General features: G+C 63.5%; 19 protein-coding genes. 10 read left to right on the top strand and 9 right to left on the bottom strand.

What is annotated here, in order from left to right:
* Positions 1 to 118: 118 nt before the first annotated feature.
* Positions 119 to 1,060: a transcriptional regulator FeaR gene (gene feaR / locus NTD82_RS18900; protein WP_262129779.1), complete on the top strand. Its 942-nt coding sequence runs from the start codon at positions 119 to 121 to the stop codon at positions 1,058 to 1,060.
* A 37-nt stretch (positions 1,061 to 1,097) separates the two neighbouring features.
* Here the strand turns inward: feaR and NTD82_RS18895 are convergent, their stop codons facing one another.
* The 3 genes from NTD82_RS18895 to NTD82_RS18885 all read right to left on the bottom strand — a co-directional run bounded on the left by NTD82_RS18895 (position 1,098) and on the right by NTD82_RS18885 (position 3,186).
* Complete coding sequence (locus tag NTD82_RS18895; protein WP_110972061.1) at positions 1,098 to 1,502, bottom strand: type II toxin-antitoxin system HicB family antitoxin; 405 nt, start codon at positions 1,500 to 1,502, stop codon at positions 1,098 to 1,100.
* 39 nt (positions 1,503 to 1,541) lie between these two features.
* Positions 1,542 to 1,724: a type II toxin-antitoxin system HicA family toxin gene (locus tag NTD82_RS18890; RefSeq protein WP_262129778.1), complete on the bottom strand. Its 183-nt coding sequence runs from the start codon at positions 1,722 to 1,724 to the stop codon at positions 1,542 to 1,544.
* 178 nt (positions 1,725 to 1,902) lie between these two features.
* Complete coding sequence (locus NTD82_RS18885) at positions 1,903 to 3,186, bottom strand: OprD family porin (RefSeq protein ID WP_262129777.1); 1,284 nt, start codon at positions 3,184 to 3,186, stop codon at positions 1,903 to 1,905.
* A gap of 467 nt (positions 3,187 to 3,653) precedes the next feature.
* Here NTD82_RS18885 and NTD82_RS18880 point away from each other — a divergent pair, with 467 nt between their 5' ends.
* On the top strand, positions 3,654 to 5,762 hold the full coding sequence (locus NTD82_RS18880) for a TonB-dependent receptor (RefSeq protein WP_262129776.1): 2,109 nt from the start codon (positions 3,654 to 3,656) through the stop codon (positions 5,760 to 5,762).
* Positions 5,763 to 5,825: 63 nt separating this feature from the next.
* Here the strand turns inward: NTD82_RS18880 and NTD82_RS18875 are convergent, their stop codons facing one another.
* The 3 genes from NTD82_RS18875 to NTD82_RS18865 form a co-directional block, all read right to left on the bottom strand.
* Entirely contained in the window at positions 5,826 to 6,026 is a 201-nt protein-coding gene (locus NTD82_RS18875) for a hypothetical protein (protein ID WP_095159506.1), read from the bottom strand.
* A 192-nt stretch (positions 6,027 to 6,218) separates the two neighbouring features.
* The gene (aguA, locus tag NTD82_RS18870) at positions 6,219 to 7,328 is read right to left on the bottom strand and encodes an agmatine deiminase (protein ID WP_095159505.1); all 1,110 of its coding nucleotides are present in this window, start codon (positions 7,326 to 7,328) and stop codon (positions 6,219 to 6,221) included.
* A gap of 180 nt (positions 7,329 to 7,508) precedes the next feature.
* Positions 7,509 to 10,409, bottom strand: a complete 2,901-nt coding sequence (locus NTD82_RS18865; protein WP_262129775.1) for an aminotransferase — start codon at positions 10,407 to 10,409, stop codon at positions 7,509 to 7,511.
* A 211-nt stretch (positions 10,410 to 10,620) separates the two neighbouring features.
* On the opposite strand from NTD82_RS18865, the gene rfbB reads away from it, so the two are divergent.
* From rfbB to NTD82_RS18830, 7 genes are read left to right on the top strand one after another with little or no spacing between them, the layout of a single operon-like run.
* Complete coding sequence (gene rfbB / locus NTD82_RS18860; RefSeq protein ID WP_262129774.1) at positions 10,621 to 11,703, top strand: dTDP-glucose 4,6-dehydratase; 1,083 nt, start codon at positions 10,621 to 10,623, stop codon at positions 11,701 to 11,703.
* Positions 11,700 to 12,575: a glucose-1-phosphate thymidylyltransferase RfbA gene (rfbA, locus tag NTD82_RS18855; protein WP_262129773.1), complete on the top strand. Its 876-nt coding sequence runs from the start codon at positions 11,700 to 11,702 to the stop codon at positions 12,573 to 12,575. The genes rfbB and rfbA overlap by 4 nt, the downstream gene beginning before the upstream one ends.
* Positions 12,572 to 13,117, top strand: coding sequence for a dTDP-4-dehydrorhamnose 3,5-epimerase (gene rfbC, locus NTD82_RS18850; protein WP_262129772.1), 546 nt, complete (start codon positions 12,572 to 12,574; stop codon positions 13,115 to 13,117). The genes rfbA and rfbC overlap by 4 nt, the downstream gene beginning before the upstream one ends.
* Positions 13,114 to 13,974 (top strand): dTDP-4-dehydrorhamnose reductase, encoded by an 861-nt coding sequence (gene rfbD, locus NTD82_RS18845; protein WP_262129771.1) that lies wholly within the window; start codon positions 13,114 to 13,116, stop codon positions 13,972 to 13,974. Before rfbC ends, rfbD begins: the two co-directional genes overlap by 4 nt.
* Before the next feature lie 37 nt (positions 13,975 to 14,011).
* Positions 14,012 to 15,826: an ATP-binding protein gene (locus NTD82_RS18840; protein WP_262129770.1), complete on the top strand. Its 1,815-nt coding sequence runs from the start codon at positions 14,012 to 14,014 to the stop codon at positions 15,824 to 15,826.
* On the top strand, positions 15,823 to 17,235 hold the full coding sequence (locus NTD82_RS18835) for a sigma-54-dependent transcriptional regulator (RefSeq protein WP_095159498.1): 1,413 nt from the start codon (positions 15,823 to 15,825) through the stop codon (positions 17,233 to 17,235). The genes NTD82_RS18840 and NTD82_RS18835 overlap by 4 nt, the downstream gene beginning before the upstream one ends.
* Positions 17,235 to 17,690 carry a thioesterase domain-containing protein gene (locus NTD82_RS18830; RefSeq protein ID WP_262129769.1) on the top strand — a complete coding sequence of 152 codons (456 nt, stop codon included), beginning with the start codon at positions 17,235 to 17,237 and terminating at the stop codon, positions 17,688 to 17,690. The genes NTD82_RS18835 and NTD82_RS18830 overlap by 1 nt, the downstream gene beginning before the upstream one ends.
* Here the strand turns inward: NTD82_RS18830 and cysQ are convergent.
* Together cysQ and nudE are read right to left on the bottom strand one after the other, a co-directional pair.
* Positions 17,679 to 18,506, bottom strand: a complete 828-nt coding sequence (cysQ, locus tag NTD82_RS18825) for a 3'(2'),5'-bisphosphate nucleotidase CysQ (RefSeq protein WP_095159496.1) — start codon at positions 18,504 to 18,506, stop codon at positions 17,679 to 17,681. The genes NTD82_RS18830 and cysQ overlap by 12 nt on opposite strands.
* On the bottom strand, positions 18,503 to 19,069 hold the full coding sequence (gene nudE / locus NTD82_RS18820) for an ADP compounds hydrolase NudE (RefSeq protein WP_110972036.1): 567 nt from the start codon (positions 19,067 to 19,069) through the stop codon (positions 18,503 to 18,505). Before nudE ends, cysQ begins: the two co-directional genes overlap by 4 nt.
* Positions 19,070 to 19,142: 73 nt before the next feature.
* Between nudE and yrfG the strand changes: the two genes are divergently transcribed.
* Positions 19,143 to 19,805, top strand: coding sequence for a GMP/IMP nucleotidase (gene yrfG / locus NTD82_RS18815; protein ID WP_095159494.1), 663 nt, complete (start codon positions 19,143 to 19,145; stop codon positions 19,803 to 19,805).
* Positions 19,806 to 19,815: 10 nt separating this feature from the next.
* On the opposite strand, the gene lysM is transcribed toward yrfG, so the two are convergent.
* Positions 19,816 to 20,256 carry a peptidoglycan-binding protein LysM gene (lysM, locus tag NTD82_RS18810; RefSeq protein WP_095159493.1) on the bottom strand — a complete coding sequence of 147 codons (441 nt, stop codon included), beginning with the start codon at positions 20,254 to 20,256 and terminating at the stop codon, positions 19,816 to 19,818.
* Positions 20,257 to 20,259 lie beyond the last annotated feature (3 nt).

The raw sequence follows: 20,259 nt of genomic DNA, 5'->3' as shown, positions 1-20,259 counted from the left end.
GCGACGGCGTCGGCGAACTTGTAAAAACAATTAACATGTTAGTAGATTGTCACGAACTCCCGTTCCACCGCGCGCCCCCACAAGAACAACACCGGCTTCAGCCGGCCCGAGGTAAGCGATGAACCTGCAGCACGCGAATCTGTTTCAAGGGCGCGAAGGCTTCGAAGTCTGGCATGGCGACCTCGCTTCCAGTTGCGGCACCTTCCATGTCGAACCGCCGATCGATAGCCACATCACCAGCTTCCAGGGCGCGGTCACCGCGCTGGACCGCCAGCGCTGCCAGGTCGAAGGTGCGCGCATCACCAGCAATTGCTCCCACGTGCACCGCTCGCAGCGCGACATTCGCGGCGACGACAAGGACTTCTTCTATCTGGTGCTGCAACTGAGCGGAGAAGCGCTGAGTTGCCAGTCCGACGCCCAGACCCGTCTTGCCAGTGGCGACCTGGTGCTGCTGGATGTGGCCCGGCCGAGCGACTTTCACTTTCGCGGGCTGAGTGATCAGGTCTCGCTGATCCTGCCGCGCCAGGACGTGCTGCGACGCTTTCGCGAGCAGCGCTTGCGGATCAACCAGCGGATCGACGCGGCATCTGCCATAGGCACGATGAGCGCCATGCTGGTGGGCCAGTTGCTCAACGACACCCGCCTCACCACCGATGAGTCCCTCGCGGTACTCGATGCCCTCCTCGCCCTGCTGCGCCCGGCCTTGACGGCGGAACCGGGCGATCCATCCGAGGCCTCGCCGCCGGCGGTGATGACCAAGGCCAAGGCCGTGATCGAGCGCTACCTGACGGATGAAAGCCTGTGCCCGGAACGCATCGCCTGCGCGGCCGGCACCTCGGTGCGCAACCTGCATCGCCTGTTCGCGCGGTATGAAACCAGCGTGGGTCGCTACATCCTCGAACGCCGCCTGCACCGCTGCGCCGAGGCGATCCTGCAAAGCGACGTGAAAATCACCCCCATCGCCCTGAGCTGGGGGTTCAAGGACCTGAGCCATTTTTCCAGGGCATTCAAGAGCGAGTTCGGGGTGTCGCCGCGGGAGTACCGGGAGCGGCGGGGGTAGGGTTCAGTCGTGTGAAGAGAGCACCGGAACATCACACTCAGGCACCCGACAATACCCGCAACGCGGCAGATGCCAGAAAGCCGGAACGGCTCTTCTGTTCCGGATGCGTTTTCACGTAGTCATCGATGCGCTGCAACAAGTGCTCAGGCAACGTTGCGTTGAAACGGACGGACTTTCCCAGGTAAGGCGTGATATCGAAGTCGACTACAGCCCATACACCGCCCGCATAGTCCGGGTTACTCAAGTGAGCATCAATCGGTCGGCCTTGAGGCAACGTCTCACCGTCAGCCACCAGCGCGTCGAAGTGCAGCGCCAGCGCCTCCTGCACATTGTCCAGAGCGTCCTCGACCGTTTCCCCTGCGCTGAAGCAACCAGGTACATCGGGAACGGTTACGCCGTAGTCGGAGTCGGGGTCTTTGTGAATGACTATCGGGATCTTCACGGGGTCCTCCTGAGGAAGCATGCTGGGGACTACTCCAGCTCATTTGAGGCCAGCGGCCCTGAGTATGCTGTGCAGCGTTCCGGTGGCTATCTGGATTTTAGGGTGTGGGACGGTGACCCTTCCCGGCTTCACTGGATGCTTGAAATGGTGGTGGCTCCCACGAACGCCTATTAACAGCCACCCATCCGCCTCAAGCAGGGTAATGACTTCCCTGCTGCGCATGTTATCAAGCGCCTCCGCTAAGTGTGTACCGTACACATCAATGCACTGGAGGCAAAGATTTTATAGGCATGGCACACACGATGAAGTCAGCCGCCGCGTAACCCACCGTGCAACCCTTCCGAAGGTAAAAACAAAAAAGGCCCACCGTCAGGTGAGCCTTTTCGTTACGCAATCAGAATCAGAAGATGCTGATTGGGTACTCAACGAAGATGCGCAGTTCGTTGCCGTCGTCGTTGTAGCCGTTTTCACGCACGCTATCCGAAGTACGCAGGAACGAGCTGCGAACTTTCAGGCTCAGGTCCTTGGCAGGGCCTTCCTGTACGACGTACTTGAACTGGTTGAAGATTTCACGCTCGGTGCCTTCACCGAAACCGTGGGTGTTGATGTTGTCACCGCGAACATAGGCGACGCTGTAGGTCAGACCCGGTACGCCGAAGGCGCCGAAGTCCAGGCCGTAGCCGATCTGCCAGGAACGCTCGTCTTCAGCGTTGAAGTCGGACCAGTAGGAGTTGGCCAGGTAGATGGTCGAACCACCGTCACCCACGCCGCCTTTGTCCTGGTACCAGCCGTACTGGTAGCCGGTGCTGCCGGTGCTGCGCTGGTGAGCGATGGTCACCGAGTGCGGGCCGAAAGCGTAGGTAGCCGCCAGGCTCCAGATGGTGTTGCTGTCGCCAGTCAGGTCGGCCTTCTGAACGTACTTCTTGTCGATGTCAGACTTGTAGCCGTTGAAGTCCAGGGTCAGGGACTGATCCTTGGCAATGGCGTGGACGTAGTTGACGCCCAGGTAGTGCTTCTTCAGCACGTCTTCGACATCGGAGGTGTACAGCGAGGCGGTCAGGTTCGGCGCGAACTTGTAGGTACCGCCGAAGACGTTGATCGACTTCAGAGCGGTATCACGGTCTTCGCCGCTCTTGCGAGCTTCGCGGGTGTAGCGACCGGCGTTCAGCTCCAGGCCTTCGATTTCCTTGGAGTTGATCGAGGTGCCAGTGAAGCTTTCAGGCAGCAGACGCGCGTCGTCGTATTGCAGCACTGGCAGCGAAGGCATCTGGTCGCCGTACTTCAGCACGGTGTTGGAAACGCGGAACTTGACCGCTGCACCACCACGGGAGATGTCGTGCGGGGAGTTCTTGCTGGTTTCGCCACGCTGGAAGAAGTCGATGCCTGGAGCGTTGTTGTGGCCGCTGCCACCGTCCAGACGTACGCCGTACAGGCCGAAGGCATCAACGCCGACGCCGACGGTGCCCTGGGTGAAGCCCGAGCTGAACTTACCGATGAAGCCTTGGCCCCACTGCATCTGGTCGTTGGTGTCGTGTTTCTTGTCACGCTTGATGTAAGCGTTGCGCAGCAGCAGCGAGGCGCTGCTGTCTTCGACGAAGCCTTTGGAAGCGGCTTGGTCGTTGGCCATTGCCTGAGTGGCGGCCATAAGACCCAGTGCGAGCAGACTGATCCTGGTTTTCAACATCTTGTTTTCCTTATTACGTGATGGATACGCGCTGCAGCCAAACGCCAGAACCACGCCCCCTGCGTGGGTTGACGCTCACGGACTGGAAATAAAAAGCCCGCGTGCGATCGATCGCAGCGGGCCTTTTATTTTTGAGTCTTGGCCAGTGGGCCTACAGGCGTTGGGCCGAATCCTAGCCGCGCCCGGAACGGCATGTCAAAAATTCGTGAAGGAATGATGTCAAATTTCATGTTTCTCGCCGTTTTAGCTGCGAATTCCTCCCATTGAGCAGCGGATTGTGCTGTTGAAAATGGCTGAAACTGCCCATTTGGACAGGGTTTACCGATGTGCTGAAAAGTTTCACCTCGGATACATTCAGAAACAAATAACCGGAATGGCAAAGACTAAAGAGTTAACGTTTGCAAATGCCAAGCATTATCATTCGCGCGTTTCTCAACCTCTAAAAACCATCCGGATACTTTCCTCACATGCCTGCCCCTTGCCGCCTGTCTCCTTTGTCCCTAGGCCTTTCCCTGTTATTCAGCTCCAGCCTGGCCGTGGCTGCCAGCACCACGTTGCCGGAACTGTCGGTCACCGCCGACAGCGAGCGCGAGCGCGATGATCCGCGGGTCAAGGAGGTCACCACGGCCACCCGCACCTCGACCCCGGTGCGCTACGTGCCGCAGGCCATCGACTCGCTGAAGACCAGCAACGTGCTGGATTACGGGACCAACGACCTCGGCAAGGCGCTGAGCGGCATTCCCAACGTCAGCAGTGGCGCCGACACCCGCTTCGACAGCGTGCGGATTCGCGGCTTCGACGCGAGCAACGACTTCTATCTGGACGGTATCCGCGACGACAGCCAGTACGTTCGCGACCTGCACAACATCGAGCGCATAGAGGTGCTCAAGGGCCCGGCGGCCGTGCTGTATGGCCGTGGCAGCCAGGGCGGCATCATCAACCGGGTGAGCAAGGCCCCGGAAGCCGGTCGCCGCTCCAGCATCGAAGCCCAGGGCGGCAGCGGAGACATGCGCAGCCTGTATGCCGACCTCAGCGCTGATCCGTCGGACACCATCAGCCTGCGGCTGAACATGGGTAACAGCGACAACAACAGCTTCCGCGACGGTATCGATGGCAACCGCCAGTTGTTCGCCCCGTCGATGAGCTGGCAACTGACCCCGGACCTGAACTGGCTGGTGCAGTACGAGTACAACCGCTACAACCGCACGCCGGATCGCGGCATCCCCGGCAACCCGCTGACCGGCCGCCCGGTGGATGTCAGCCGCGACACCACCTACGGCGACACCCATCGCGACTACATCGACGACAAGACCGAGTCGCTGCGCTCGCGCCTGAACTATCAGTTGAACGAGAACTGGCAACTGCGCCACACCCTCGGCCTGATCACCCTGGACAGCGATTTCGACAACACCTACCTGTCCGGCTACACCCCGGCCACCGGCCTGGTCACCCGCCAGCGCTGGCAGCAGGACCTGAACACCCGCAACCTGTTCAACAACCTGGAAGCCGAAGGTCGCTTCGATACGTTCGGCATCGAACACACGCTCCTCACCGGTCTGGAGCTGGGCGAGCAGCGGCGCAATTCGCTGCTGCACACCGCGCAGGCGGTCAGCGCGGGTGGCCAGGCCGTGCCGTCACTCAACGTCTACAACCCCAACCGCGACCTGCAGCACACCGGCCGGATGGTGGTTTCGAGCAACAACCACACCGACGTCAGTAGCCGCGGCCTGTACCTGCAGGACCAGATTCGCCTGAACGATCAGTGGCAAGTACTGGCCGGCCTGCGTTTCGACCGCTTCGAAGTCGAGACCACCAGCAAGGTCACCGGCAGGAACGAAAAGCAGGACAGCAACAGCACCAGCCCGCGTCTGGGCGTGGTCTACACACCGTGGAAAGAACACTCGTTCTACGCCTCCTGGAGCAAGACGTTCTCGCCAGTGGGCGGCGGCCTGATCGGCATCACCCCGGGCGCTGCGGGCAACACCAACGAGGTGGGCCCGGAGCACACCAGACAGAAGGAAATCGGGGTCAAGAGCGACTGGCTGGACGAGCGCCTGAGCACCACGCTCGCGGTGTATGAGCTGGAACTGTTCAACCGCCGCAACCTCGATCCGCTGGACCGCAACCGGGTGATCCTCACCGGCCTGCAACGCTCGCGCGGTATCGAACTGACCGCCAGCGGCAAGCTGGGTGGCAACTGGTATGTGCGTGGCGGTATTGGTGTGCAGGACGCCACCATCGTCGACGACAGTGAAGGCAACGCCGGCAACCGCATTGCCGATGTGGCCAAGCGCAACGCCAGCGTGTTCCTGACCTGGAAACCGGAAATGGGCTGGTACGCCGAGACCGGCCTGACCCTGGTCGGCCAGCGTTATGCCGATACCCGCAACACCATCGCCCTGCCGGGCTATGGCACCTGGGATGCCCTGGCCGGCTACCGCACCAGGGACTGGGACCTGCGTGCGGCGCTGAGCAATATCGCCGACAAGACCTACTACGCGTCGGGGACCAGCGCATCGCAGATCCAGTTTGGCGATCCGCGCAGCCTGGTGGTGACCGGGACTTACAGCTTCTGATCAATGAAAAAGGGCGGCACCGTTAACCGGTGCCGCCCTTTTTCTCTTTCAGCCGTCGCCCCATCAGCCCTGCCAGATACCCACCAGAGCATCGAGCTCCGCGTCGGTAATCAGGCCTGCCGGATAGCGTTCTACCAGCATGCGCCGTGGATCGGTCTTCCTGACCCGGGTTGGTCCATTGTGTTTCAACCACCGCGCCAATACCTGGAGCGCTTCGTGGTTCATCACTGTCGGGTGCGAAGCCAACTCACGTGCTGCATTCATTTCACACGTACTCCCCCAGAGGCGTGAGCGGCTACCTTACTCAAGCTTTATGACAGATCCGTGCGGTGCACGACCGTCCGTCCACTTGGTAACAAGTGAATCAAATACAAGAGCTGTGCCATCCAGGGGTGCCGACTGTCGTCCAGCCAATAAAAAAGCCCGTCACAGGACGGGCTTTTTTTTGACGTCAGATCAACGACTTGCGGGTGCAGGCTGCTGCTGGGTCAGGCAGTGAATATTGCCGCCGCCGAGCAGTAGCTCACGTCCGGGCACCATGACCACTTTGTGGTCCGGGAACAGGCGCGCCAGGATCGCTCTAGCTTCAGCATCCGCCGGGTCGTTGAAGCTCGGCGCAATGATGCCGCCATTGACGATGAGGAAGTTCACATAGGAACCGGCCAGGCGCGAGGACGGGCTGCGCTCCTGGCTGCCGGCGACCGGATCGACGCCATCGCACTCTTCCTCGGTGGCGAACATCGGGCCCGGAATCGGCATTTTGTGCACCACGAACGTGCGCCCCTTGGCATCGCGCTGGCTTTCCAGCACCGCCATGGCCGCGCGGCAACGCGCGTAGTTGGGGTCATTGGAATCATCGGTCCAGGCCAGTAACACTTCGCCCGGGCTGACGTAACAGCAGAAGTTGTCGACGTGGCCGTCGGTCTCGTCGTTGTACAGGCCGTCCGGCAGCCAGACGATGGTGTCCACGGCGAGGTTCTCGCGCAGGATTTCTTCGATCTGCTCGCGGTTCAGGTGCGGGTTGCGGTTGGCGTTGAGCAGGCATTCCTCGGTGGTGATCAGGGTGCCTTCGCCATCGACGTGGATCGAGCCGCCTTCGAGCACGAAGCCTTCGGTGACATAGCGCGCGTTGCGCTCGATACCGAGGATCTTGCCGGCCACTTGCTCGTCACGGTTCCAGGGTGCGTACAGACCGCCAAGGAAACCGCCCCAGGCGTTGAAGCCCCAATCCACGCCGCGCACATCGCCGTTGTCGTTGATGACGAAGGTCGGCCCGGTGTCGCGGACCCAGGCGTCGTCGTTGCTGATTTCCACCACGCGGATGTTCGGCTCATCGGCCAGGCGCGCGAGGGCGTTCTCGTACTGGCCGGCGGAAACGCCGACGGTCACCGGCTCGAAGCGGGCGATCGCCTTGGCCACGGCAACGTGCGCGGCCTGCGCCGGCTTGCCGCCCAGGCGCCAGTTGTCCGGACGCTCCGGCCAGATCATCCAGACCTGGGTTTGTGGCGCCCATTCGGCGGGCATGTGGAAGCCATCGGCACGGGGGGTAGAGGTCAAAGTCTTCATGGTCGAACCTGGGTTGTGCCCGGGGCGGGCCGGTGGTTGTACAGAAAGGGTGGGTAATCAGTGATTGCCTTTATAGCCGATAAATATCTGCATTAGAAGTGACAAATAAAATACTCCGACCAATAAAAAGCCGGTTAATTCGATAACAATCGAATTGACCGGCTTTTTGCGTTTCAACGCTTACAGGTCTTCCGACAGCACCTTGGCCACGCTGTCGACGAAGAAGTCCACGCTTTCGCGGGTCGTGCACATCGGCGGCTTGATCTTCAGGATGTTCAGGTAGTCGCCGGTCGGCTGCATGAAAATGCCCAGGTCACGCAGGCGATTGCACAGGGCGGCGGTTTCTTCGGTGGCCGGTTCCAGGGTTTGCGGATCGCGCACCAGTTCCAGGCCGAGGTAGAACCCGGACCCGTGCACCGCGCCCGCCAGCGGATATTCATCGATCAACGCCTGCAGACGCGCCTTGAAGTAGCCGCCGACTTCCCGGGCCTTTTCCCACAGCCCTTCTTCGGCCATCACGTCGAGTACCGCCATGCCGATCCGGCAACTGACCGGGCTGCCGCCCGCGGATGAGAAGAAATAGCCCTCGGCTTCCAGCGCCTCGGCGATTTCCCGGCGGGTGATCACCGCGCCCAATGGCTGGCCGTTGCCCATGCCTTTGGCCATGGTGATGATGTCCGGCACTACGCCCTGCTCTTCGAAACCCCAGAACCATTCACCCATGCGTCCATAACCAACCTGCACTTCATCGGCGATGCACACCCCACCGCGCTCGCGGACACGGCTGTAAACCTGCTCCAGATAACCGGCGGGCAGTGGAATGCCACCCGCATTGCCGTAGACCGGTTCGCAGATGAAACCGGCGAGCTGGCGGCCGGTAGCGTCGACCTGTTCCAGAACGCTGTCCACATCGTTCACATAATCAACCGTGCTGTCGGCGCCGCGGTACTTGCCGCGATAGGTGTTCGGCGCCGTCACCGGGTGCACCCATTCCGGCCGCGTGCTCAGCGCTTGCGGGTTATCGGCGATAGAGGTGGACACCGCGTCGGCGGCCACCGACCAGCCGTGATACGCCTCGAGCACGCTGAGCATGTCGCGCCCGCCGCTGTAGGCCCAGGCTAGACGGATGGCCAGGTCGTTGGCCTCGGTGCCGCTGTTGACCAGGAACACCCGGTCCATGCCTTTGGGCGCCAGCGCCAGCAGACGTTCGGAAAACTCGGCGATGGCCGCATAGTGAAAACGCGAGTTGGTGTTGAGCAACGACCATTGCCGCGCCGCCTCGCTGACCATGCGCGGGTGACCGTGGCCGAGCACCGCGACGTTGTTGAGCATGTCCAGGTAGGAGCGGCCTTGCAGGTCGATCAGGTAGTTGCGCCAGCCGCGTTCGATCTGCGGCGGTTGCTGGTAATAGTGCTTCTGCGAACGGGCGAAGCTGGCCTCGCGGCGCTCCAGCAGGGCTTGGGCATCGCTCAGCGGCGCGGCGTCGCAGTCAAAACCGAGCAGCGCCGCCGGCGACGGGCACAGCACCCGCCAGGCCTGCGCGCGGGACGGCACGACAAAGGCCGGTGGACGCAGCCCTGGCACCCGGCACACCTGCACCGTGACGATCTCGGCACTTTGCGCCAGTAACTGGCCTTGCTCGATCACCTGGCCATCGGCCGGACCCGCGTCGATCCCGGACAGCCAGAGCGTGACTTGCCCGCCTTCCAGACTGCCGCTGCCCGCCGCGTCCTCACGCCAGGTGCCGGCAAACGGCGCACGCAGTTCGCTGCCGGGCGTCAGGTGCAGTTCGACCTGCAAGGCGAAGGTCTGCGGCTCTTGCGGGTTATCGATATGGGTTTGCGACAGCCGATACTCGCCATACAGCGACGCCGCCGGGGCCGGGTGCTGACGCAACAGTTGCTGATCGATACCCGGCGCCTCCCAGTTGCCGGCGCTGAAATGCTCGCTGAGCACACCCAGATCGACCCGCGCCACCGCCTGCTCGCGCAAGGCCGGCAGCAGGTTTGCGCAAGCGCTCAGGTCCGGCGCCGTCGGCGTGATCCCCGCCACCTGCAGAATCGCCGCCTCCATCAGGGCGAACGGCACGCTGTCGGCGACCTCGAAGATCTCCCACTCGTGCGCGAGATTTGCACGGCTGTATTGATTGTCCGGATCGATACTCACCTGTTGCTCGCCACTGAGCACCAGCACTGCGGCGCGGGCGACGATCAGCGGCCAAAGCGCCTTGAGCTCGGCCTCGGTCAGCGGGTTGACCGCATGATAGGCCGCGACTGCGGGGAGGATACGCAGCGGATCACCCTCGGCATGGTGCAGCAAGGCCGCGCAAGTCACCGACAGGTCGGCGATTCGCCAGGTGTGCAGCAGATCGCCGAAATCGATCACGCCTTGCAGTTGCCACTGCCGGTCGGCATCGCGCTGCCAGACGGCGTTGTCGTCGGTGATGTCGAGGTGCACGGCCTGCATCGGCAGGTCCGCCTGGATTTCAGCCAGCGCCTGCTGCGCCTGGGCCGCGGCGGACTGCACGCGCGCCTTGCGCGGCCCCTCGGCGAGCACCGGCAGCAGGTGCGCGATCAGCGCCTGGGCGTGTTGCGGGTCCCATTGCAGGGTGCGCGTCAGGCCCGGATGGCTGAAATCGGCCAGGGCCTGGTCGACCCGCGCACACAGGGCGCCCAGTTCGGCCATCAACCGCGGTTCCATGTGCTTGAGGCGAGTCAGCGTCTGCCCGTCGATGTAGTCCAGCAGCCGCGCACGTACGGCCTGACCCTCGATATCCAGCGACAACAACTGCTCGCCCGAGGCCGCCACCCGCACCGCCGGCACCGGCACACCGCGCTCGCGCAGATAGCCGAGGGCCGCGTGCTGGGCCTCCAGTTCCTGCGCCGAGTAACTGCCGTGGCAGACTTTCAGCACATAACGGCCCTGGCCGGTGTCGAGGCGAAAGTTCAGGTCCTGCTGGCTGCCCAGCGCCTGCAAGGTGCCCGCCAGCCCGTAGTGCTGATCGAGCAGGACACGAGCCTGTTGCTCGCTGAGGGTGGGGCACGGTTGGCTTGCGCGGTGGATAAGGGTACTGAGGGGCATCGCGGGGACCTCGGTTTTTTTGAGGTTATATCGCCATCTGTCCGGCGCTAACGCAAGTGCATCGATAAAAATTCTGCACAGTTGGCCTAAAGTTCGTTGCATAAAGCATGACAAACAACGTATCCGGCACAATCCGCTTGCACCGTCTGCGACGGCACACAAGTATGTAGCCGTTGCTCAATGCAAGTTACGGAATAAAGGCGGCCCCGACATGCGAATTCTCATCACCGGTGGAGCTGGATTCATCGGCTCGGCGCTGGTGCGCCACCTGATCGACAACACCGACCACGAAGTGCTCAACCTGGACAAGTTGACCTACGCCGGCAACCTGGAGTCGTTGCACAGCGTCGCGACGAATACCCGCTATGAGTTCGTCCAGGCCGACATCGTCGACCAGGCAACCGTCAGCGCGATCCTCGAGCGCTTCCAGCCGCACGCGATCATGCACCTGGCCGCTGAATCCCATGTCGACCGTTCCATCGACGGTCCGTCGGACTTCATCCAGACCAACATCGTCGGTACTTACAGCCTGCTGGAAGCCGCACGCTTCTACTGGTCGAAACTGCCCGCCAGCAAGCGTGAAGCGTTCCGCTTCCACCATATCTCCACCGACGAAGTGTACGGCGACCTGCACGGTGTCGATGACCTGTTCACCGAGACCACGCCTTACGCGCCAAGCTCGCCGTACTCGGCCAGCAAGGCTGCATCCGACCATCTGGTCCGCGCCTGGCACCGTACCTACGGCCTGCCGGTGCTGCTGACCAACTGTTCGAACAACTATGGTCCGTTCCACTTCCCGGAAAAACTCATTCCGCTGGTGATCCTCAACGCCCTGGCGGGCAAGCCGCTGCCGGTTTATGGCAATGGCCTGCAAATCCGCGACTGGCTGTTCGTCGAAGACCACGCCCGCGCCCTGCTCAAGGTCGTGAGCGAAGGTGTGGTGGGCGAGACCTACAACATTGGCGGTCACAACGAACAGAAGAATATCGATGTCGTGCGCGGCATCTGCGCCCTGCTCGAAGAACTGGCGCCGCAACGTCCGCAAGGCGTTGCCAACTATGCCGACCTGATCACCTTCGTCCAGGACCGTCCTGGCCACGATCAGCGCTACGCCATCGACGCCGGCAAGATCGAACGAGAACTCGGCTGGGTTCCCGAAGAAACCTTCGAGAGCGGCCTGCGCAAGACCGTCCAGTGGTATCTGGACAATCTCGAATGGTGCCGCCATGTACAAGACGGCAGCTACCAGGGACAACGCCTGGGCAACTCCGATTTCAAGGACCTGATTGCATGACCAAAGGTATTGTCCTGGCGGGCGGCTCCGGCACCCGCCTGCACCCCATCACTCTCGGTGTGTCCAAGCAGCTGCTGCCGATCTACGACAAACCGATGATCTACTACCCGATTTCGGTACTGATGCTTGCCGGGATCCGCGAAATCCTGGTGATTTCCACTCCACGCGATCTGCCGCAATATCGCCAGTTACTCGGCGATGGCAGCCAGTTTGGCATCGATATCAGCTACGCCGAGCAACCCACCCCGGACGGCCTGGCCCAGGCTTTTCTGATTGGTGAAAAGTTTATCGGAGACGATTCCGTGTGCCTGGTGCTGGGCGACAACATCTTCCATGGCCAGGGCTTTACCGCGCAGTTGCTCAAAGCGGCCAGTCATGGTCACGGTGCGACGGTATTCGGCTACTGGGTCAAGGGGCCCGAGCGCTTCGGCGTGGTCGAATACGACGCTGACGGTCGCGTGCTTTCCATTGAGGAGAAGCCGGCGGTACCGAAGTCCAACTACGCAGTGACCGGCTTGTATTTCTACGACAACGATGTGGTGAGCATCGCCCGCTCCGTCAAACCCTCGGCACGCGGCGAGCTGGAGATCACTGACGTCAACAACGCCTACCTGAAGCGCGGCGACCTGCGCGTGGAGCGATTCGGCCGTGGCTTCGCCTGGCTGGACACCGGCACCCACGACAGCCTGCTTGAGGCGTCTCAGTATGTGCAGACCATCGAGCATCGTCAGGGTCTGAAAGTCGCCTGCCTCGAAGAGATCGCTTTCCAGCAGGGCTGGATCAACGAGGCAGAGCTGACCGCTCGGGCCGAAGCCCTGAGCAAAACCGGCTATGGCCAATACCTGCTTGGACTGATGAGCAAAACACAATGAAGGTAACTGCCAGTACCCTGCCGGAAGTTCTGATTCTGGAGCCCACGGTTTTCGGAGATGCCCGGGGGTTTTTCTACGAGAGCTTCAACGAACGCGTGTTTGCCGAAAAAACCGGCGTAGCCGCTCATTTTGTTCAGGACAATCATTCACGCTCGCAAAAAGGCGTGCTGCGTGGCCTGCACTACCAGATTGAAAATGCCCAGGGAAAAGTGGTGCGGGTCACCGCGGGCGAGGTGCTCGATGTGGCCGTCGACTTGCGCCGTAGCTCGGTCAACTTCGGACGCTGGACCAGTATTCATCTGTCGGCGCAAAACAACCGTCAGTTGTGGATTCCGCCAGGCTTCGCCCACGGTTTCTACGTGCTGAGCGACCACGCCGAGTTCCTGTACAAGACCACCGATTACTACAACCCAGCCGCTGAACGCTGCGTCCTCTGGAACGACCCGACCCTGGCCATCGACTGGGAACTGGACGGCGAGCCAAAACTCTCGGCCAAGGACCAGAACGGCAAACTGCTGCGCGACGCGGATCTGTTCCCGTGAACATCCTCGTCATTGGCCGTAATGGTCAGGTCGCCCAGGCCCTCCAGCACGCGCTGGGCAAGCTGGGCCCGTTGCACGTCCTCGGCAGCGACCAGCTCGACCTCGCCCACCCGGAGCGCATTGCCGAACAGGTTCGCGCCATCGCCCCCGACCTGATCATCAACGCCGCCGCGCACACGGCGGTGGACCAGGCCGAGAACGAGCCGGAACTGGCCTTCGCGATCAACGCCACGGCGCCTGGCATCTTCGCTGAAGAAGCCGCGCGCCTCGGCGTGCCGCTGATCCACTATTCCACCGACTACGTCTTCGACGGCAGCAAGGCCGGGCCTTACACCGAAGAAGACACGCCAAACCCGCTGGGCGTCTACGGGCACAGCAAGCTGGCCGGCGAACAGGCCATCGCCGCGGTGGGTGGGCAGCACCTGATCCTGCGCACCAGTTGGGTCTACTCGACCCACGGCCGCAACTTCCTGCTGACCATGCAGCGTCTGCTGCAAGAGAAGCCGGAACTGCGCATCGTCGCCGACCAGATCGGCGCGCCGACCTGGGCCGGGACCATCGCCGACAGCACCCGTCAGTTGATCGAGCGCTGGCAAGCCGGCCAGGCCGGCGCCTGGGGCGTCTACCACCTGACCGCGCAGGGTGAAACCTCGTGGTTCGGTTTTGCCCAGGCGATCGGCGAGCAGCTCAAGGCCCACGGCAAACTCTGCGCCAATCTGCTGCCGATCCCGTCCAGCGAATACCCGACGCCGGCACGCCGGCCGTTGAACTCGCGCCTCGACTGCAGCCGCCTGCAACGCGAGTGGAACGTCAGTCAGCCCGACTGGCATCAGGCGCTGATCGACTGCCTGAAGTAGCGCATAATGCGCCAGATCTTTCTGGCGCTTTGTTGCGATGACCATGACCCCCAGCACTCCCCGCCGTCCCCGCTGGCGCAGCCTGGCCCTGTTGGCCTTGTGCCTCGCGCCGCTGCTCTGGCCGCTCAAGCATCTGGCCGAGCACTATTACCAGGAAGAGCTGGCCAGCCAGAACCGCCAGACCCTCGACCTCTACGTCGCCAACCTGCTGGGCATCCTGCACCGCTACGAAGCCCTGCCGCAGATTCTCGGCGACCTGCCGACCCTGCGCGCCGTCCTGGCCGATCCGTTTCGCCTGGAATACCTGACCAACGCCAACCGCCGGCTCAAGGAAATCAGCAGCCAGACCGGCGCCGAAGTGATCTACCTGATGGACGCCAAGGGCAACACCCTGGCCGCCTCCAACTGGGACAAGAAAGACAGCTTCATCGGCCGCAATTTCGCCTTCCGCCCGTACTTCAGCGAAGCCACCGCCGGGCGCCTGGGGCGCTTCTTCGGCCAGGGCACCACCTCGGCCAAGCGCGGCTACTTCTTCGGCGCGCCCGTGTGGCAAGGCGAGGAGGTCATCGGCGTGCTGGTGGTCAAGGTCGACCTGGACCACACCGAAACCCTCTGGGGCAAAACCCCCGAACAATTGCTGCTGACCGACAGCAACGGCGTGGTGGTACTGACCTCGCGTCCCGACTGGCGCTTCCGTGCCACCCGGCCGCTGACCGATGAAGAACGCCAGGCGATCACCGCGATCCAGCCCTATCCGACCCAGGAGCCCAAGCCGCTGAACCTCAACCGCCAGGCCTGGCTCGTACAAACCCGGCCTATCCCGGAGACCGGCTGGGAAGTGAACATCCTCGCCCCGCGGGCGCTGGTGGACCGCTCGGTGAGCACGGTACTGGCGGTCGGTGGCGCCACCCTGCTGGCGGTGATGCTGCTGGTCGGGCTGGTCATGCAGCGGCGCCGGCATTACATGGACCGTATCGACTTCGAAGCCCGCGCCCGTCACGACTCGGAAAAGCGCGTGGCCGAGCGTACCGCCGATCTCGAAGGCCTCAACAGCCGCCTGAAAAGCGAAGTACTGGAGCGTGAGCAAGCCCAGCAAGAAGCCGCCCGCGCCCAGGACGAACTGGTCCAGGCCGGCAAGTTGTCGGTGCTCGGTACCATGTCGGCGAGCATCAGCCACGAACTCAACCAGCCGCTGGCGGCCATTCGCAGCTACGCAGAGAACGCCGAAGTGCTGCTCGACCACCAGCGCATCGACGACGCCCGCGGCAACCTCAAGCTGATCAACGAACTGACCGGACGCATGGCCTCGATCATCGCCCACCTGCGCGCCTTCGCCCGCCGCGACCGCCACGCGCCGGAAAGCGTGGCCCTGCAACCGGCGCTGGACGACGCACTGGCGCTGTTGGCCAAGCGCCGCCGGGCAATGGCCGTCGAGCTGATCCGCGACCTGCCCGAAGCCACGTTCTGGGTGCAGGCCGGTGAAACCCGCCTGCGCCAGGTGCTCGGCAACCTGCTGGCCAACGCCCTCGACGCCCTCACCGAAAAAGCCAATCCCCGCAAACTGTGGATAAGTGCCGAGCGGCGTGAAGACTACGTCTACCTGACCATTCGCGACAACGGCCCGGGCTTCACCAGCCAGGCCATGGCCCGTGCCCGCGAACCGTTTTTCACCACCAAGACCCGCACCCAGGGCCTTGGCCTGGGCCTGGCGATCTGCGACACGCTGATGCGCGCGCTGGGCGGTGAGTTGCTGCTGGCCAACCACCCCGAGGGCGGCGCGTTGCTGACCCTGCAACTGCGCGTGGCCAAGCCCGGCGCCAATCTTAAGACTTCGGAGGACCACTCGGCATGACCACCGAGACGCTGATCGACAGCCGCATCCAGGTAATCCTGGTCGACGACGACCCGCACCTGCGCCAGGCCCTGAGCCAGACCCTCGACCTCGCCGGCCTGCGCGTGCTGCCGCTGAGCGACGCCCAGGGCCTGGCCCAACGCATCGAAGCCGACTGGCCGGGCGTGGTGGTCAGCGATATCCGCATGCCCGGCATCGACGGCCTGCAATTGCTGGAACAACTGCACGGCCAGGACCCGGAACTGCCGGTGCTGTTGATCACCGGCCACGGCGATGTGCCGCTGGCGGTGCAGGCGATGCGCGCCGGCGCCTATGACTTCCTGGAAAAACCCTTCGCCAGCGATGCCCTGCTCGACAGCGTGCGCCGCGCCCTGGCCCTGCGCCGCCTGGTGCTGGACAACCGCAGCCTGCGCCTGGCCCTCAGCGACCGCCACGAACTCAGTGCCCGACTGGTCGGCCAGTCGGCACCGATCCTGCGCCTGCGCGAGCAGATCGGCGCCCTCGCCGCGACCCGCGCCGACGTGCTGATCCTCGGTGAAACCGGCGCAGGCAAGGAAGTCGTGGCCCGCGCCCTGCACGACCTGTCCAGCCGCCGCGACGGTCCTTTCGTGGCGATCAACGCCGGCGCCCTGGCCGAGTCGGTGGTGGAAAGCGAACTGTTCGGCCACGAGCCCGGCGCCTTCACCGGCGCGCAGAAACGCCGCATCGGCAAGTTCGAATTCGCCAACGGCGGCACGCTGTTCCTCGACGAAATCGAAAGCATGAGCCTGGATGTCCAAGTCAAATTGCTGCGCATGCTGCAGGAGCGCGTGCTGGAACGCCTCGGCGGCAACCAGCAGATTCCGCTGGATATCCGCGTCATCGCCGCGACCAAGGAAGACCTGCGCCAGGCCGCCGACCAGGGCCGCTTCCGCGCCGACCTCTACTACCGGCTCAACGTCGCGCCGCTGCGCATTCCGCCGCTGCGCGAGCGTGGCGACGACGTGCTGGTGCTGTTCCAGCACTTCGCCGATGCCGCCAGCGAGCGCCACGGCCTGCCGCCGCACGCGTTGCAGCCGGCGCAACGGGCGATGCTGCTGCGCCACGGCTGGCCGGGCAATGTGCGCGAGTTGCAGAACGCCGCCGAACGCTTCGCCCTGGGCCTTGAGCTGGCGCTGGACGGCCAGGCCGAAAGCGCCGCCGCGCCACTGGACCTGCCACCGGCCAACGGCAACCTCAGTGAACAGGTCGAGCATTTCGAACGCTCGCTGATCGCCGCGGAACTGGCGCGCACGCACAACTCCATGCGCAGCCTCGCCGAAGCCCTCGGCATCCCGCGCAAGACCCTGCACGACAAGCTGCGCAAACACGGCCTGAGCTTCGCCGACAGCAACGCCAGCGCCGCTGACGACCTGGAGGAAACCCGCTGATGAGCAGCGACAGCCACTACCTGGAAAGCGTCCTGCACCAGGACATCCCGCTGACCCGCGACATGGGCCTCAAGGTCCTCGACTGGCAACAGCAACGCCTGCGCCTGCAACTGCCGCTGGACGCCAACGTCAACCACAAGAGCACCATGTTCGGCGGCAGCCTGTATTGCGGCGCGGTGCTGGCGGGCTGGGGCTGGCTGCACCTGCGCTTGCGCGAGGCGGGGATCGATGACGGGCATATCGTCATCCAGGAAGGCCGGATCAGTTATCCACTGCCGGTGACCGGCGCGGCCATCGCGGTGTGCGAGGCGCCGGAGGAGAAGGTCTGGCAGCGTTTCGTCAGCACCTATCAGCGCTATGGCCGGGCGCGCCTGAGCCTGCACACCCAGGTGTTCAACGAGAACAGTGAAGCGCCCGCCGTGGCGTTCGACGGGCAGTACGTCCTACATCGCTGACGCCAGTGCCAGCAGCTTGCCGCGCCACGGCGCGGCGGCGGGCAGGCCAAGGAAGAACGGGTTGAGCAGCGATTCGCGCGGCGGATAAACAAAGGCCTCGCCGTCCAGACCAAGCACTTCACCGCCCGCCCCTTCCAGCACCCCTTGCGCGGCCGCAGTGTCCCACTGCGAAGTCGGCGCCAATCGCGGGTAGCAATCGGCGGCGCCTTCGGCCAGCAGGCAGAACTTCAGCGAACTGCCGATATTGGCCAGCTCCAGCGCCCCCAGCGCTTCGCCGAGGCCGGCCAGCAAACGCTCCTGCTGCGGGCTGGAATGACGGCGACTGGCGACCACGGTGAACGACTCACCCACCGGCGGCGCCAGGCGAACCTTGATCGGCTGCACCTTGCCATCGGCTTCCGCGCGCCAAGCGCCGAGGCCCCGGCCACCGTAGTAGCAACGGCCAGTGACCGGCATCACCACCACGCCGAAGACCACACGGCCTTGCTCGACCAGGGCGATATTCACGGTGAACTCTTCAGTCCCGGCGATGAACTCCTTGGTGCCGTCCAACGGGTCCACCAGCCACCAGCGCTGCCAGCGCTGGCGCTCTTCGAGGGCGATGTCGCAGTCTTCCTCGGACAGCACCGGAATATCCGGCGCCAGTGCCTGCAAGCCCTCGGCGATGACGTCGTGCGCGGCGAGGTCGGCGGCGGTGACCGGCGATTCGTCGGCCTTGGCCGTTACCGCCACGTTCACGCGCCAGAACGGCAGGATCGCGGTGCCGGCGCGGCGCGCCAGCGCCACCACGTGGGGCATCAGCTCAAGGTCGTTCATGGCTGGAACACTCCACGCTGGGTCAGCAGGTCGCGCACCAGATAGAGCGCCGCCAGCGCCCGGCCTTCGGAAAACTGTGGATGCTGGGCCAGCGCCGACAGCTCGCGCAGGCTGACGCGATCGACACGCATCGGCTCCGGCTCATCGCCTGGGAGGTGTTCTTCATAGAGGTCGGTGGCCAGGACCACCTGGATCTTCTGGCTCATGTAGCCAGGGGACAGCGACAGCTCGGTGAGGTGTTCAAGCTGACGGGCGCCGAAGCCGGCTTCTTCCTTCAACTCGCGGTTGGCAGCCGCCAGCACGTCCTCGCCCGGCTCGATCAGGCCCTTGGGCAGGGACAGCTCGTATTCGTCGGTGCCGCCGCAGTATTCCTCCACCAGCACGGCGTGCTCGCTGTCGAGCATCGCCACGATCATCACCGCGCCGTAGCCATTGCCGCGCCCGACCAGCCGTTCGTAGGTGCGCTCGGTGCCGTTGGAGAAGCGCAATTGCACGGCTTCGACACGGAACAGGCGGCTGCTGGCGACGATCTCGCGGGAAAGGACGGTGGGTTTCTGGCGCATGAGGGGGCGGCTCCTTGGCGGTAACGGGTTACTATACCGCCCACGATAGCCTGACCGAACGAGAATATTTCACATGCCTGCCCTCGCCTGGCGCGACATCGACACGGTCCTGTTGGACATGGACGGCACCTTGCTGGACCTCCACTACGACAATCACTTCTGGATGGAGCTGCTGCCCCAGCGCTATGCCGAGCACCACGGCATCAGCCGGGCCATGGCCGAGCTGGAAATCCAGCCGCTGTTCGAGCGCAACGCCGGGTCGCTGAACTGGTATTGCCTGGACTTCTGGACCGCCGAACTCAAGCTGCCGATCCGCGAACTGAAGCAGGAAACCGCCAACCTGATCGCCCTGCGCCCGGACGCCGACACCTTCCTCGCCGCCCTGCGCGACGCCGGCAAACGGGTGATCCTGATCACCAACGCGCACCGCGACTCACTGTCGCTGAAACTGGAGCGGGTAGCCCTGGCGCCCTACTTCGAGCGCATGATCAGTTCCCACGACTACGGCTTCCCCAAGGAAAACCAGCAGTTCTGGACCGCCTTGCAAGCCGACACCGGCTTCGACCCGGCACGCAGCCTGTTCATCGACGACACCCTGGCGATCCTGCGCAGCGCCCGCACCTTCGGCGTCGCCCACCTGCTCGCCGTGCGCCAGCCAGACAGCCGCAAACCTGCGCGCGATACCGAAGAGTTCGCGGCGCAGGAGGATTACCGGGTTCTGTTGGAAGGACTGTGAATCTGCGGGCTTACTCTGGAATACGCAGCGTTTGCCCCGGATAGATCTTGTCCGGATGGCTCAACAGCGGCTTGTTGGCTTCGAAGATCTTGTTGTACAAGTTGGCGTTGCCGTAGACGGTCAGGGAGATGGCGCTGAGGGTGTCGCCCTTCTTCACCACCACGAAGCGGGAAGCAGCGACAACCTGCCCGGTCACCGTGAGTTGATCATCGACGGAGGCCACGCCGGCAATATTGCCCAGCGCCAGCAGAATCTTCTCCTTCTCTTCCTGACTGCTCACCTCGCCCTTCACCGTGACCTTGTCACCGTCCACCGTGGTCTCGATGTTCGGGTTGCCCAGCCCGACCTTGGCCACGTGATCCTTGAGTTGCTCGCTGGCATTGGCGTTACCCGGGGTCAGCAGGTCGATAAGTTTCTCGCCCGCCTCTTTCACGAAACTGAAAATGCTCATGCC

It is taken from the genome of Pseudomonas sp. 5P_5.1_Bac1, from assembly GCF_025466015.1.
Lineage (GTDB): Bacteria > Pseudomonadota > Gammaproteobacteria > Pseudomonadales > Pseudomonadaceae > Aquipseudomonas.
This window is presented reverse-complemented; position numbering and strand designations above follow the sequence as displayed.

What these genes read in the sequence shown, in the direction of transcription:
- aguA (WP_095159505.1), bottom strand. Translation starts at nt 7,328, where the DNA reads ATGAAGACTTTGACCTCTACCCCCCGTGCCGATGGCTTCCACATGCCC.
- NTD82_RS18890 (WP_262129778.1), bottom strand. Translation starts at nt 1,724, where the DNA reads ATGCGCAGCAGGGAAGTCATTACCCTGCTTGAGGCGGATGGGTGGCTG.
- NTD82_RS18835 (WP_095159498.1), top strand. Translation starts at nt 15,823, where the DNA reads ATGACCACCGAGACGCTGATCGACAGCCGCATCCAGGTAATCCTGGTC.
- feaR (WP_262129779.1), top strand. Translation starts at nt 119, where the DNA reads ATGAACCTGCAGCACGCGAATCTGTTTCAAGGGCGCGAAGGCTTCGAA.
- nudE (WP_110972036.1), bottom strand. Translation starts at nt 19,069, where the DNA reads ATGCGCCAGAAACCCACCGTCCTTTCCCGCGAGATCGTCGCCAGCAGC.
- lysM (WP_095159493.1), bottom strand. Translation starts at nt 20,256, where the DNA reads ATGAGCATTTTCAGTTTCGTGAAAGAGGCGGGCGAGAAACTTATCGAC.
- cysQ (WP_095159496.1), bottom strand. Translation starts at nt 18,506, where the DNA reads ATGAACGACCTTGAGCTGATGCCCCACGTGGTGGCGCTGGCGCGCCGC.
- NTD82_RS18880 (WP_262129776.1), top strand. Translation starts at nt 3,654, where the DNA reads ATGCCTGCCCCTTGCCGCCTGTCTCCTTTGTCCCTAGGCCTTTCCCTG.
- rfbB (WP_262129774.1), top strand. Translation starts at nt 10,621, where the DNA reads ATGCGAATTCTCATCACCGGTGGAGCTGGATTCATCGGCTCGGCGCTG.
- NTD82_RS18830 (WP_262129769.1), top strand. Translation starts at nt 17,235, where the DNA reads ATGAGCAGCGACAGCCACTACCTGGAAAGCGTCCTGCACCAGGACATC.
- rfbA (WP_262129773.1), top strand. Translation starts at nt 11,700, where the DNA reads ATGACCAAAGGTATTGTCCTGGCGGGCGGCTCCGGCACCCGCCTGCAC.
- NTD82_RS18840 (WP_262129770.1), top strand. Translation starts at nt 14,012, where the DNA reads ATGACCATGACCCCCAGCACTCCCCGCCGTCCCCGCTGGCGCAGCCTG.
- NTD82_RS18865 (WP_262129775.1), bottom strand. Translation starts at nt 10,409, where the DNA reads ATGCCCCTCAGTACCCTTATCCACCGCGCAAGCCAACCGTGCCCCACC.
- NTD82_RS18885 (WP_262129777.1), bottom strand. Translation starts at nt 3,186, where the DNA reads ATGTTGAAAACCAGGATCAGTCTGCTCGCACTGGGTCTTATGGCCGCC.
- NTD82_RS18875 (WP_095159506.1), bottom strand. Translation starts at nt 6,026, where the DNA reads ATGAATGCAGCACGTGAGTTGGCTTCGCACCCGACAGTGATGAACCAC.
- rfbC (WP_262129772.1), top strand. Translation starts at nt 12,572, where the DNA reads ATGAAGGTAACTGCCAGTACCCTGCCGGAAGTTCTGATTCTGGAGCCC.
- yrfG (WP_095159494.1), top strand. Translation starts at nt 19,143, where the DNA reads ATGCCTGCCCTCGCCTGGCGCGACATCGACACGGTCCTGTTGGACATG.